The sequence below is a fragment of the Streptomyces sp. UNOB3_S3 genome, assembly GCF_020740895.1.
Classification (GTDB): Bacteria; Actinomycetota; Actinomycetes; order Streptomycetales; family Streptomycetaceae; genus Streptomyces.
Genome location: NZ_JAILXP010000212.1, coordinates 1 through 12,573, shown reverse-complemented (window position 1 = coordinate 12,573; position 12,573 = coordinate 1). Strand labels below are relative to the sequence as shown.

Below are 12,573 nucleotides of genomic sequence, written 5' to 3'. Positions count from 1 at the left end.
GGCGGGGGTTCAGCCGGCGGAGTCGCTCTTGCCCTGCTCGGCGAAGTCGGCGGCGAAGGCGGCGAAGTTCGCGGTGCGCCAGTGCTGGGGGCGCATACGGAAGGTGACGTCCTCCCTGAGCTGGTGCGCCGTCGCCTTGAGGTAGGCGCGCGCCTCCTCGGGGTCCAGATAGCGGTGGGCCATGGCCTCGCGCATCCCGGGGTCGGCCGGGTCGGTGACCGAGGTGATGGGCCCCTCGACGCTGACGTACCGGTAGGGGCGGTTGTCGTCCTGGGCGCAGAGGCTGAAGCGGCCCGCCGCGCGCAGGAGCCGGGTCTTCACCATCTCCCGGCCGGTCTGGACCACGACCTCCCCGCCGGGCTCGTAGTGGTACCAGATCGGCACCAGCAGCGGGGCGCGTTCGCCCCGGGGGTCGGTGACGCCCAGCACGCCGATGCGCGGCTCGGCGAGGAAACGTTCACGTTCGCGGTTCGGCATCGTGGGCAGCATGAAGCGGCTCCCTGTCTCGGCAGTGGTTTGGGGTTCTTTTACGGGATTTACCGTCAATAGTCAGACTATGGCTGGCTGTTCGGCTGAACGAGACTGAACGTTTCTCTTCCGCCTGTCAATCACCAACATCATTTCCGGTCAGCCGGTCCGTCGTGGTTACGCCCGGTTCGGCGGGGAAGCAGGAAGGACGCCAGGAGCGTGACCGCGAGCAGCCCGGCCTCCGCGCCCAGAGTGATCTCCATGGCGCGGGAGTGGCCGAGCCGGGCGGCCGCCCCGGCCGCCCCGGTGGCATCGGCCTCCGTCGCGCCGGTGGCCCGGCCGGCGAGCGCGGCGAAGAAGACCGTGCCCAGCACCGCGCTCCCCAGCGCGCTGCCGAACTGCTGCACCGCGGTCAGCGTCCCGGCGGCCGAGCCCGTCTCGTGCGGCTCCACGGCGGTCAGCACCGTCTGGAAGAACGGGCCCATCACCAGCCCCATCCCCAGCCCGACGACCACCAGCGCCGGCGCGCCCTGCCACACCGTGACCCGCGCCCCCGCCCAGCGCAGCGCGCAGGCGAACACGCCGACGCCCACGGCCATCACCACGATGCCGGTCTGCACCAGCGGGCGCCCGAACCGGCTCAGCGCCCCCGTGGAGTCCAGCGCCTGCACCACCGCGAAACCGATGACCGTGCCGGCGGACCAGGGCAGCACGGCCAGCCCCGCCTTCAGCGGCGAAGCCCCCAGCCCTGACTGGAAGTAGAGGCTGACCGTCAGCGAGAATCCCGCCACCGCCGCGAACAGCGCCGCGCCGGTCACCAGACCGCCCGAGAAGGCCCTCTTGCGGAACAGCCCCGGCACCACCAACGGGTCACCGCCGCCACGCGACACCCGCTCCTCGTACCAGGCGAAGATCCCGAACAGGGCGACACCTGCCGCTGTCGACACAAAGGCCCATACCGGCCACCCCAGTTCGCGCCCCTGCGCCAGCGGGAAGACGACCGCCAGCGCGGCGACCGAGGCCAGCGCGGCACCCACCAGGTCCAGCCTGGTCGCGGCCGTGGGGCCCGACGCGGGCAGGAACCGCCACCCGCCGAGGAACGCGAGCACCCCGAGCGGCAGGTTGACCAGGAAGACCATGCGCCAGCCGGCCCCGAACCAGTCGGCACTCACCAGCCAGCCGGCCAGGATCGGCCCGCCCACATAGGACAGCCCCATCACCGGCCCGTACATCCCCATCGCCCTGCCGAGCTCCCTGCCGCGGAACATCTCCTTGATGAGACCGAGCCCCTGCGGGATCAGCACCGCCCCGAACAGCCCCTGGAGCCCCCGCGCCGCGACCAGGACCCCCGGCGACACGGCCGCCGCGCACAGCAGCGAGGCGCCGGTGAATCCCGCCGTGCCGATCAGGAACGTCCGCCGGCGTCCTATGACGTCCCCCAGCCGCCCGCCCGTGATCAGCCCGACCGCCATGGCGAGCGCGTAGGAGGCTCCCAGCCACTGGGTGACACTGGCACCGCCGCCCAGCTCGGCCCGGATCGACGGCGCGGCGATGGTGGCCACCAGCGAGTCCAGCATGTCCATCGCCTCTCCGGCGAGAATCACCCCCAGCGCCGCCCAGCGCCACCTGTAGGGCGGCGGCCCGGGCGGCGCGGAGGACTCGGCGGGGGCGGATAAGGGCAGGTCATCGGCGCGGGATGCGGACATGGAAAGGATCTTTCCCAGAAGATCGGTAAGCGAGTCGGGCCCGGCGACGGTTGGCGGAAAACGAGCACCTTCCCCGAGGTGCCACGGCGGTAACCGGAGGGCGTGGACGGGTTGTTCAACATTCGTCAATCGATCGTGCATCGGCCGCCACGAGAGTCGTGTGGTGATCGCTCACCCCACGACAGAAGGGCCAGCCATGCGCAGAAGACTCTCCCGCCGCCTCGCCACCGTCGCCGCGGCCACGGTGGTCGCCGCGGCCGGAGTGATGGCGACCGGCGGAACGGCCTCGGCCGCCCGGGACGACGCCCGGGGCGTCATCTGGAACGACGAGACCCTCACCAAGGGCTCCAGCCTCAAGAACGACTACGTCCAGCTGGTGATGCAGGACGACGGCAACCTCGTCACCTACTCCACCGACGACAACCGGGCGCACCGGAAACCCACCTGGCACACCGACACGGCGGGTTGCGGGGACCGCGCCATGATGCAGTCCGACGGCAACTTCGTGGTCTACGGCCAGGGCAACCGTGTGTGCTGGACCAGCAACACCAAGCCGAACCGGCTCGTCCCGGACAGTCCGGTGCTCAAGCTCGGTGTGTTCACCGACGGCACGGTGAAGGTCTTCAGCGAGGCCCCCTACATCGTTCCGGTCTGGTCGAGCCGGTGACGCGGGAGCTCCGGTTCTCCCTCCTCGGCCCGGTGCGGGGCTGGAGCGATGACGCCGAGCTGGACCTGGGCAGACCGCAGCAGCGGGAAGTCCTCGCGGTCCTGCTCGCCGCCGCCGGACGGACGGTGGCGATGTCCCTGCTCGTCGAGGGCGTGTGGGACGAGGCCGACCGTCCCGCCAGACCGGAGCACGCGATTCGTACCCACGTCTGGCGGCTGCGCCGGGCCCTCGACGGGCCCGGCGCGCCGGTGCTGGAGACCGTCGGCGACGGCTACGCGCTGCGGATCCCCGAACGGGCCGTGGACAGCCGGTCGTTCGAGGGCGCCCTGGCCGTGGCCGAGAAGGCGCGGTCCGCCGACGGGGCGGGCCGCGCCCGCGAGCTCCTCGACGCGGCCCTCGGGCTGTGGGCCGCCGAGCCGCTGGCGGGCCTGCGCGGCCCGGCCGCCAGGGCGGCGCGCGCCCGGCTGCACGGGGTCCGGCAGGCGCTGCTGGAGGCCCGGCTGGAGCTCGACGCCGAGCTCGGGGACCGGCCCGGGCTGGTCGCCGAGGCCGGTGCCCTGGTGGTGGAGTACCCCGCGAGCCAGCGGCTGCGCGGGGTGCAGATGCTGGCCCTGTACCGGGCGGGCCGCCAGGCCGAGGCGCTGGGGGCCTTCGAGGACACCCGGCGGTTCCTCGGCACGGTAGGGCCCGGCGAGGCGCTGCGGGAGCTCCACCGGCGGATCCTGCGCTCGGACCCGTCCCTCAGGCTTCCCGGACCGGCACACGGCATCCGGGCCACGGGGCCGCGCCCCGCCGCGCTGCCGCGCGACATCGACGACTTCACCGGGCGCCGGGAGCAGGTGGAGACGCTCGCCGGCATGCTGACCGGCGACGCGCCGGCCGTCGTGGTCTCCGCGATCAACGGCATGGCCGGCGTCGGCAAGACCACGCTCGCCGTGCACACCGCCCGTGGGCTCGGCGAGCGGTACCCGGACGGGCACCTGTACGCGGACCTGCGCGGCGCCGACCGCGACCCGGCCGACCCGGGGACCGTCCTCGGCACGTTCCTGCGGGAGCTGGGGACCGCCGCGAGCGACATCCCGGACGGCACGGCCGAACGCGTCGCGCTCTTCCGCTCGTCGCTGTCGGGGCGGCGGGTGCTCCTGCTGCTCGACAACGCGGCGTCGGGCGACCAGGTGCGCCCGCTGACCCCGGGCGCGCCGGGCTGCGCCGTGCTGGTGACCAGCCGGGCGTGGCTCACCGGGCTGGAGGGCGCGCGGCACATGCAGCTCGACGTGATGCCGCCCGGGGAGGCGCTGGCGCTGCTGCGGCGGATCATCGGTGACCGCCGCGTCGACGCCGAGCCGCGGGCGGCGGCGGAACTGGCGGAGGCCTGCGGTGGTCTGCCCCTGGCGCTGCGGATCGCCGCGTCCCGCCTGGCCGCGGAGCCCGGCCGGACCCTGGCGGGCATGGTCCGCCTGCTCACGGACGACCGGATCCGCCTGGCGGAGCTGCGCAGCGGGGACACGGCGGTGGAGGCCGCGTTCGACCTGTCGTACGCCACGCTCACCGGCGAACAGGCCCGGGCCTTCCGGCTGCTGGCGGTCCCGGACGTGCCGGACTTCGGGCCGCGGTGCGCTGCGGCGCTGCTGGGCCGGGACGCGTACGACCCGGAGGACACCGAGGAACTGCTCGAGTCGCTCGTCGATCTGAGCCTGCTGGAGTCCCGCGCGCCGGGCCGGTACCACTTCCACGACCTGGTCCGCGTGTTCGCGCGGGCCAGGAGCGCCCGCGAGGACACCCCCGCGGAGACGACCCGGGCCTTCGCGGGGCTCCTGGACTTCTGCGCGGCCACCGCCCGTAACGCCGACGCGGTCGCGCACTCGGTGGAACCCGCGGAGCGCGCCCTCATCGACGCGCCGACGGCCTCCACGGGCCTGGCGTTCGGCACCGCCCAGGACGCCACCGACTGGATGCGGGAGGAAACCCCCGTGCAGCGGGCCCTGGTCGACCGCGCCTGCGAGGACGACGGCCTGTCGCTGGTGCAGGCGGCCGACCTCATGGACAAGCTGAACACGGTGCTGTCGGGGATCACCCACCTGTCCGCCGTCGCCGAACGGGCCGAGCGGGTCGCCCGTGCCGCCGCGCGCCGCGGCAGCCCGGACGTCGAGGCCCTGGCCCGGTTCGTGCGGGGCAACGCCCTGTGGCACGCGAACTCCTACCCCGAGGCCGAGTCCGAACTCGCCCGTGCCCTGGAGCTGTGCGCCGGCGGGTCCGCGCGACTGCGGGCGTCGGCGCACCTGACGTTGTGCGCGAACGCCCGCGTCCGCGGCCGCTTCGACGAGGCGGTCGGCCACGGCGAGGCCTCGGTGCGGCTCTTCCGCGAACTCGGTGCGGAGATCGCGGAAGGCACCGCACTGGGCGAGCTGGCCTTCAACTACGCCCGCCGGGGCAGCCTCGCCGAGGCCCGGGCCGCGGCCGAGCGGGGCGCGGAGCTGGTCGGCGGCCGGGAGTCGGTCTCGACGGCCATCGGGCTGTACTACCTGGCCCGGGTCCTGCGCCTGTGCGGGGACGGCGACGCCGCGCTGGACCGGGCCCGGGAGGCGCTGGAGCTGTTCCGCACCCTGGGGGTGACCGCCTTCGAGGCGGCCACGGGCACCCTGATGGCCGAAGTCCACGTGGAAGCGGGGCACCACGCCCTCGCGGCGGGAACCGCCGAGGAGTTCCTGCCGCTGGCCCGGCGGACCAGCGGCATGCTCGAGGCCGCCCTGCTCAGGGCGCTCGGCCGCGGCCTGTGCCGGCTGGGACAGGCCGCGCGGGCGAGGGCCTGCCTGGAGGCCGCCCTCGACCTCTTCGACCGGCGCGGGGCCACGGCCGACGCCGAACAGACCCGGACGCTCCTGGCGGGCCTCGCGTGAGGGTCAGTCCCTCTTGTACTCGCCCCACAGGACCAGGGCGTTGTCTCCACGGCCGCCCTCGATGACCTCGCGGAAGGCGCCGTCCGTGCCGTTCATGTCGTAGCCGTTGCTGCCGACGTAGGGGTTGTTCCAGTGGAAGCGGATGGTCCGGTCGTTCCGCCAGCCCTCCTCGCAGTTGGACGTCCGGTAGCTGATGGAACCCTCGGTTCCGGTCATAAAGCCGTTGCTCTCCGACTGCCAGGTGTCGTCCTTCGTGTTGGCCACGCTGTAGGCGGGCTCCTGCCCCTGGCTCCAGATGCCGTGGTCGAGGCCGTAGCTCTGCCGGGTCAGCTGGCAGCCGGTCCCGTTGTGGAACTTGACCTGGGTGCTCCGGGCCGCGAAGACGGCGGCCGAGGAGCCGGAGGCGGCCTCGGCGGTGCCGGTGGCGAGAGCGCCGAGCCCGATCGCGGCCACGGCGGCCGCGGTCATCAGCCGGGGGGTGATGCGACGCATGAGGAACCTCATTCCTTGCGGTTCCGCGGGCTTTTCCCGCGTTGCCGGGAACACTGGGGCACCCCGTTCAACAACCGATTGACGGAGTCCGGGTTGACCCTCCCCCTACGTCAGGCACCAGGCTGTGCGCCGACGAAAGGGCAGGTCGATGAGTTACTCCGTGGGACAGGTCGCGGCATTCGCCGGGGTCACGGTGCGCACGTTGCACCACTACGACAAGGCGGGGCTGCTCTCGCCCGGCGAGCGCAGCCCCGCCGGATACCGGCTCTACGGCGACGCCGACCTCGCCCGGCTCCAGCAGATCCTCTTCTACCGCGAGCTCGGCTTCACCCTCGACGAGATCGCCGCGATCCTCGAGGACCCGCAGGCCAACGCCCTGGAGCAGCTGCGCGCCCGGCAGCGGCGGCTGAGCGAGGAGATCGCCAGGCTGCGACGGCTGGCCGAGGTGGCGGAGCGGGCCATCGAGGTCCAGCGGACCGGGGTGGCCCTGACCCCCGAGGAGCGCTTCGAGGTCTTCGGCGAGATCACCTTCGATCTGAGCTACGCCACCCAGGCCGAGCTGAAGTGGGCGCACTCCGACGGCAGGCGCGAGGCGATGGCGCGCGCGGCCGCGCACACCAAGGAGGACTGGCGGCGGCTCATGGGCGAGGCCGCCGCCTGGCGCGCGGAGCTGCTCGCGGCCTTCGACGAGGGGGAGCCGGGCGACGGCGAGCGGGCCATGGACCTCGCCGAGGAACACCGCCTGCACATCTCGCGCTGGTTCACCTCCTGCCCCGCCGACATGCACCGGCGCATCGCGGACGACTTCGTCGCCGAGCCGCGCGCCTTCGCCCTGGTCGTACCGCCCTCGCAGCAGCGCCCGGGACTGGCCGCCTATCTGTGCCGGGCCGTCCACGCCAACGCGGCCCGCCACGGCGGCGGCCGTACCCACCCCTCCTCCGAGGAGCACCGATGAAGATCCTGATCACGGCGGCCGGATCGCGCGGCGACGTCGCGCCCTACACCGGCCTGGGCGCCGCGCTGCGCATGGCCGGGCACGACGTCGCCCTCGCCGCCACGGCCGCCCACGCCCACCTCGTGCACACCGCCGGGCTGGAGTTCCGCGGCCTTCCCGCCGACACCCGGGGGCGCGGTGGCGGCACGGGCAGCGGACGTGAGCTGATGCGCACGGCCGCCGCGTTCGTCACCGAACTCGGCCGGGGGTTCGCCGACGCGGTCGGCGACGACACGGACCTGCTCCTGCTGTCGGCCACCACGGCCCCGCTCGGCTGGCACCTCACCGAGGCCACCGGCACCCCGAGCGCCGGCGTGTACCTCCAGCCCACCGCGCCGACCGGTGACTTCCCGCCCGCCGTCCCCGGCACCCGCTCACTGGGCCGCCTCGCCAACCGCGCGACCGGCCGCTTCGCCCTCCGCATGGTCGACCGGATCCACGAACCGGCGGTCGCCGAGCTGCGCGACCGCCTCGGGCTGCCCCCGCTCTCCCCCTCCGCGATGCGCCGCCGGCGGGAACAGGCCGACTGGCCCGTCCTCCACGGCTTCAGCACGGCGCTGGTGCCACGCCCCTCCGACTGGCGCCCGGGCCTGCGGGTCGTCGGCACCTGGTGGCCCCACCACGATCCCGGCGGACGGCTGCCCGCGGAGCTGGAGGACTTCCTCCGCGCCGGCCCCCGGCCCGTCCTCATCGGCTTCGGGAGCATGGCGAGCGGGGACGGGGAACGGCTGAGCGAGATCGCCGTGCGCGCCCTGCGCCGTGCCGGGCTGCGCGGCATCCTCCAGTCCGGCAGCGCCGGCCTCGCGGCCGACGGCGACGACGTGCTGACCGTCGGGGACGTACCGCACGCCCTGCTGTTCCCGCGGCTGGCCGCCGTGGTCCACCACGCCGGGGCAGGCACCTCGGCGGCCGCGCTGCGCGCCGGGGTGCCCGCGGTCACCGTGCCGGTCACCGGGGACCAGCCGTTCTGGGCGGGACGGCTCGCCGTCCTCGGCGCCGCCACCGAGCCGGTCCCCTTCCCGTCCCTCACCGCCGAACGGCTCGCCGACGCGCTCGACCGGGTCGTCCACCAGCGGACGTACGCCGAAGCCGCGACCGCGGCCGCGCGGCACATGGCGACCGAGGACGGGACGGGTGAGGCCGTCAAGGCGATCGAGGAGCTGACGAGGAGCTGACGGACCCGGTCGGTCAGCGAGCCGTTCCACGCCCCGCCCGCATGGCGTTGTATATGCCATATTGCGCAGTGATCCCGATGAAAGGCGCGTCATGAAGATCGCAGTCATCGGCGGTACCGGACTGATCGGTTCGCAGGTCGTCAAGAACCTGAACGCCGCCGGACACGAGGCCGTACCGCACTCGAAGTCCACCGGAGTCGACATCATCGGCGGCCAGGGGCTGGACGAGGCGGTGGCGGGAGCCGACGCCGTCGTCAACCTGACCAACTCCCCGACCTTCGACGAAGCCTCGCTCGCCTTCTTCCGGACCTCGATGGACAACCTCCTGACCGCGGCCCGGAAGGGCGGCGTCGGCCACATCGTCATCCTCTCGATCGTCGGCGTGGACCGGGTGCCTGAGCTGGACTACTACCGCGCCAAGGCGCTCCAGGAGAAGATCCTCGCGGCCGGGCCGATCCCCTACTCGATCGTGCGGGCCACGCAGTTCATGGACTTCATGGACGCGGTCCTGTCCTGGACCGCCGACGCCGACACCGTCCGGCTGCCCGCCACGCCCGTCCAGCCCATCGCCTCCGAGGACGTGGCCGACGCGGTGGCGGAGGTCGCCGCCGGGGCTCCGCTGAACGGCATCCGCGACATCGCGGGACCCGAGGTCTTCCCCCTGGACGAGCTGGGCCGGATCACCCTGTCCCACAAGGGCGACAGCCGTACCGTCGTCACCGACCCCACCGCCGGCATGTTCGCCGCCGTCAAGGGCGACGTCCTCACCGACAGGAACGCCCGCCTCGCCCCCACCCACTACGCCGACTGGCTCTCCTGACGGCCCGGCCGCCGACCCACCCGGCGAGGCCCGCGGCGGTCTCGGCGGCCGGGCGGCCGCTCGTGGTGAACTCCCGGCCGACGGCCCGGCGGAGTTCCGCCGCGTCCTCGACCGCGTCCTCGATCCGGCCCTCGTCCCAGCCGCGCGCGGCGAGGCGTGCGCGCCGGTCGGTGTCGGCGCAGTCGAGCCGCGCCCAGACGGCCTCCGGCAGGGCCGCCGGGACGGCCGACACCGCGCGCTCCCATTCGTCCGGCGACAGCGGGCACATGACCAGCAAGGGCCCGTCGCCGCGCAGCAGCAGGGCGATGATCTCCACCCACAGCTTGTTGTAGCCGGGCCACGCCCGGCTCGCCGCCGAGGTTCTGATGTCCATGCCCAGCAGTTCGCCGACGGGCTCGATCAGCTCGTCGAAGTCGACGGCGACGAACGGGTACGCGGCGAGGTGCGCGATCAGCGTGGACTTCCCGGCGCCCGGGGCGCCGGTGACGAGGTGGAGCGTCGGCATGCCGGGCCTTCCTGGTCCTTCGGCGGCGCGGGTCGGCGCGGGTCGGCGCGTGCCGGTCATCGTATGCCCGGCACGCGCCGCCCGGCAGCGTCACCGCCCGGGGCACCTCTCGTTCGCGGTGTCCTCGCCGACCGCCGCGATCCAGGTGCGGTACATCCGGCCGAACGGCCCCGAGGCGTCGATGAGCCGCGCGGGCGGCCCGTCCTCCACGATGCGGCCCGCGTCCATGACGAGGACGCGGTCGGCGGCCAGGACCGTCGACAGGCGGTGGGCGATGATCAGGGCCGTGCGGTCGGCGAGCACCTTGGCCATGGCGGCCTGCACGGCGCGTTCGGTGGGGATGTCCAGGCTGGACGTGGCCTCGTCCAGCAGCAGCACGGTGGGGTCGGCCAGGAAGGCGCGGGTGAGGGCCACCATCTGGCGCTGGCCCGCCGACAGGCGGCTGCCGCGTTTGCTGACGTCCGTGTCGTAGCCGTCGGGTAGCGCCTCGATGAAGGCGTGGGCGCCGACCGCGGCCGCCGCCGCGCGGATGTCGGCGCCGGTCGCGTCGGGCCGGGCCAGCGCGACGTTCTCCGCGACGGTGCCGCTGAACAGGAAGTTCTCCTGGGTCAGCAGGGTCACCTCGCGGCGCAGGTCCGCCTCGGCGAGGTCCCGGAGGTCCACCCCGTCCAGCAGCACGGCGCCGGCCGTCGGGTCGTAGAACCGGGCGAGGAGCTTTGCCAGGGTGGACTTCCCGGCGCCCGTCTCCCCGACGAGGGCCACGGTCTGCCCGGCGGGCACGGTCAGGTCCAGCCGTGGGAGGACGAGCCGGCCCGTGGGGGAGTAGCCGAACTCCACGGCCCGCAGCCGGAGCCGGCCGCGGTCCTCGCGCCCGGCGTCGAGGCGCTCGGGGGCGGCCGGTTCGGGCACGGACGACCGTACGTCCAGGAAGCCGGAGATCTTCTCCAGGGCGGCGGCGGCCGCGGCGTACTTGTTGGTGAACGTCGCGAGCTCGTCCAGCGGGTCGTAGAACTTGCGGAGGTAGAGCACGAAGGCGGTCAGGACGCCGAGCTGGAGCGTGTCGTTCGCCACCCGCCAGCTGCCGATCGCCAGCACCAGGGCCAGGCAGACGTTGCCCACCAGCCGGACGCCCGCCGTGTAACGGGCCACCACGTGCAGGGCGTCGGTGTGGGAGTCGCGGAAGTCGTCGTTGAGCCGGTTCATCCGGGTGGCGGCCCGGGACTCGGCGCGGAACGCCTGGACGGCCCTTATGCCGCCCAGCGTCTCGCCCAGCTCGACGAGGATCTCCGCGACGGTGTTGCGGGCCCTGCGGTACGCCTGCCGCGACCGCTCGCGGAACCACCGGGTCATCAGGACCAGGGGGACGGACGTCCCGAGGACCACCAGGGCCAGCGGCAGGTCCAGCCACAGCAGCAGGATCGCGATGCCGCCCACCGACAGCAGCGAGGTCAGCAGGCCGTCCAGGCTCGTCTCGACCAGGTCGCGCACCGCGTCGACGTCCGAGGTGAGGCGGGAGACGACCCGGCCGGAGGTGTAGGCGTCGTGGAAGGCGACCGGCAGCCGCTGCGCGTGCTCGAAGATACGGGTGCGCAGGTCCAGCAGGACGGCCTGGCCGACGCTGCCGCTCAGCCGGAAGAAGCAGTAGCGCGCCCCGGCGGCGACCAGGGCGCACGCGGTGAACCCGGCCACGCACCACACGAGGGCGCCGGGCCGTCCCGCGACGGCCGCCGGCACCCCGGCGTCGATGGCCCGGGCGATCAGCAGGGGCCCGGCGAGCTGCCCGAGGTTCTCGCCCACGAGGGCGGCCAGCGCCAGCAGGGACCGGCGCAGCCAGGGGCGCAGCAGGGAGGCGAGGAGCTTCCGCGAACGGGCGTGGACGCGCGCCTGGGTGGCCTTGTCGAGGACGGGGGCGTCCTCGGCGGAGAGGGCGCCGGTGAAGTCCGGCGGGTGCCCGTCCGGCCCGGCGGTCCCGCCCGGCCCGGGCGTCTTGGCGTACGTGGTGTCGCTCACGGGGTCACCGCCTTGCCGTCCGGGTGCCGGGCGTCCTCCGGTCCGGGCGCGCCCGCGGGTACGGGCCGGCCGGCCGGTACCGCCGTCGCTCCGGGCTCGCCGGGGGTCGCCATCAGGGTGCGGTAGTGCGGGCAGGAGTCCAGGAGTTCGTGATGGGTGCCGACGGCGAGGATGCGGCCGTCGGCCAGGACGGCGACCCGATCGGCCATCCGCGCGGTGTTCGGCCGGTGCGCCACCACGAGCGCGGTGGCGTCGCGCATCACCTCGCGCAGCGCCCGTTCCACCTCCGCTTCGGTGTGGAGGTCGAGTGCGGAGAGCGGGTCGTCGAGCACCAGCAGGGCGGGCCGCGGCAGCACCGCGCGGGCGAGGGCGAGCCGTTGCCGCTGCCCGCCGGACAGCGACATGCCACGTTCGCCGATGCGGGTGCCCGGGCCGTGGGGGAGCGCGTCGACGAAGCCCGCGGCGCCGGCCACGCCCAGCGCCGCGCGGATGTCGGCGTCGGAGGCGGCGGGGACGCCGAGGGCGACGTTCTCGCGTACGGAGGCGGAGGAGAGCAGCGCGTCCTCGAAGGCGCAGCCCATCATCGCCCGCAGCTCGGCCAGGGGCATGTCCCTCACGTCCACGCCGTCGACGGTGACGCGGCCCGCGGTGACGTCCGCGAGCCGGGGGACCAGCGAGGCCAGGGTGGTCTTGCCGGATCCGGTGGCGCCGACGAGCGCCATCGTCTCGCCGGGGCGCACCTCCAGGTCGACGCCGCGCAGCAGCGGACGGGGCTGGCCCGGGTACTGGAAGTGGACGCCCTCGAAGCGCAGCCGGCCCCGCGCGGGGCGGGCCGGGGG

General features: G+C 74.3%; 11 protein-coding genes. 5 read left to right on the top strand and 6 right to left on the bottom strand.

Features of this window, described 5'->3' with window-relative positions; all coding sequences use genetic code 11:
* Positions 1–9 precede the first annotated feature (9 nt).
* Positions 10–477: a pyridoxamine 5'-phosphate oxidase family protein gene (locus K6I33_RS22015; protein WP_229355681.1), complete on the bottom strand. Its 468-nt coding sequence runs from the start codon at positions 475–477 to the stop codon at positions 10–12.
* Between the two features lie 140 nt (positions 478–617).
* Positions 618–2,174, bottom strand: coding sequence for an MFS transporter (locus K6I33_RS22010; RefSeq protein ID WP_229355679.1), 1,557 nt, complete (start codon positions 2,172–2,174; stop codon positions 618–620).
* Between the two features lie 196 nt (positions 2,175–2,370).
* Between K6I33_RS22010 and K6I33_RS22005 the strand changes: the two genes are divergently transcribed.
* Both K6I33_RS22005 and K6I33_RS22000 read left to right on the top strand, forming a co-directional pair.
* The gene (locus K6I33_RS22005) at positions 2,371–2,841 is read left to right on the top strand and encodes a hypothetical protein (RefSeq protein WP_229355677.1); all 471 of its coding nucleotides are present in this window, start codon (positions 2,371–2,373) and stop codon (positions 2,839–2,841) included.
* A complete protein-coding gene (locus K6I33_RS22000) occupies positions 2,838–5,738 on the top strand; it encodes an AfsR/SARP family transcriptional regulator (protein ID WP_229355675.1) in 2,901 nt (966 codons plus the stop codon). The genes K6I33_RS22005 and K6I33_RS22000 overlap by 4 nt, the downstream gene beginning before the upstream one ends.
* A 3-nt stretch (positions 5,739–5,741) precedes the next feature.
* Here the strand turns inward: K6I33_RS22000 and K6I33_RS21995 are convergent, their stop codons facing one another.
* A complete protein-coding gene (locus K6I33_RS21995) occupies positions 5,742–6,230 on the bottom strand; it encodes an aegerolysin family protein (RefSeq protein ID WP_229355665.1) in 489 nt (162 codons plus the stop codon).
* Between the two features lie 148 nt (positions 6,231–6,378).
* Between K6I33_RS21995 and K6I33_RS21990 the strand changes: the two genes are divergently transcribed.
* From K6I33_RS21990 to K6I33_RS21980, 3 genes are all read left to right on the top strand, one after another.
* A complete protein-coding gene (locus K6I33_RS21990) occupies positions 6,379–7,185 on the top strand; it encodes a MerR family transcriptional regulator (RefSeq protein ID WP_229355663.1) in 807 nt (268 codons plus the stop codon).
* Positions 7,182–8,399: a glycosyltransferase gene (locus K6I33_RS21985; protein WP_229355661.1), complete on the top strand. Its 1,218-nt coding sequence runs from the start codon at positions 7,182–7,184 to the stop codon at positions 8,397–8,399. The genes K6I33_RS21990 and K6I33_RS21985 overlap by 4 nt, the downstream gene beginning before the upstream one ends.
* 91 nt (positions 8,400–8,490) lie before the next feature.
* The gene (locus K6I33_RS21980; protein ID WP_229355659.1) at positions 8,491–9,219 is read left to right on the top strand and encodes an SDR family oxidoreductase; all 729 of its coding nucleotides are present in this window, start codon (positions 8,491–8,493) and stop codon (positions 9,217–9,219) included.
* On the opposite strand, the gene K6I33_RS21975 is transcribed toward K6I33_RS21980, so the two are convergent.
* The 3 genes from K6I33_RS21975 to K6I33_RS21965 all read right to left on the bottom strand — a co-directional run.
* A complete protein-coding gene (locus tag K6I33_RS21975) occupies positions 9,164–9,724 on the bottom strand; it encodes an AAA family ATPase (protein ID WP_229355657.1) in 561 nt (186 codons plus the stop codon). The genes K6I33_RS21980 and K6I33_RS21975 overlap by 56 nt on opposite strands.
* Positions 9,725–9,814: 90 nt before the next feature.
* Positions 9,815–11,734 carry an ABC transporter ATP-binding protein gene (locus tag K6I33_RS21970; RefSeq protein WP_229355655.1) on the bottom strand — a complete coding sequence of 640 codons (1,920 nt, stop codon included), beginning with the start codon at positions 11,732–11,734 and terminating at the stop codon, positions 9,815–9,817.
* A partial coding sequence (locus tag K6I33_RS21965) for an ABC transporter ATP-binding protein (RefSeq protein WP_229355654.1) occupies positions 11,731–12,573 on the bottom strand: 843 nt, incomplete at its 5' end. The genes K6I33_RS21965 and K6I33_RS21970, both read right to left, overlap by 4 nt.

Excerpts from the sequence above, each read along its gene's own strand:
- K6I33_RS22015 (WP_229355681.1), bottom strand. The coding sequence starts at position 477 with ATGCCGAACCGCGAACGTGAACGTTTCCTCGCCGAGCCGCGCATCGGC.
- K6I33_RS22010 (WP_229355679.1), bottom strand. The coding sequence starts at position 2,174 with ATGTCCGCATCCCGCGCCGATGACCTGCCCTTATCCGCCCCCGCCGAG.
- K6I33_RS22005 (WP_229355677.1), top strand. The coding sequence starts at position 2,371 with ATGCGCAGAAGACTCTCCCGCCGCCTCGCCACCGTCGCCGCGGCCACG.
- K6I33_RS21995 (WP_229355665.1), bottom strand. The coding sequence starts at position 6,230 with ATGCGTCGCATCACCCCCCGGCTGATGACCGCGGCCGCCGTGGCCGCG.
- K6I33_RS21990 (WP_229355663.1), top strand. The coding sequence starts at position 6,379 with ATGAGTTACTCCGTGGGACAGGTCGCGGCATTCGCCGGGGTCACGGTG.
- K6I33_RS21985 (WP_229355661.1), top strand. The coding sequence starts at position 7,182 with ATGAAGATCCTGATCACGGCGGCCGGATCGCGCGGCGACGTCGCGCCC.
- K6I33_RS21980 (WP_229355659.1), top strand. The coding sequence starts at position 8,491 with ATGAAGATCGCAGTCATCGGCGGTACCGGACTGATCGGTTCGCAGGTC.
- K6I33_RS21975 (WP_229355657.1), bottom strand. The coding sequence starts at position 9,724 with ATGCCGACGCTCCACCTCGTCACCGGCGCCCCGGGCGCCGGGAAGTCC.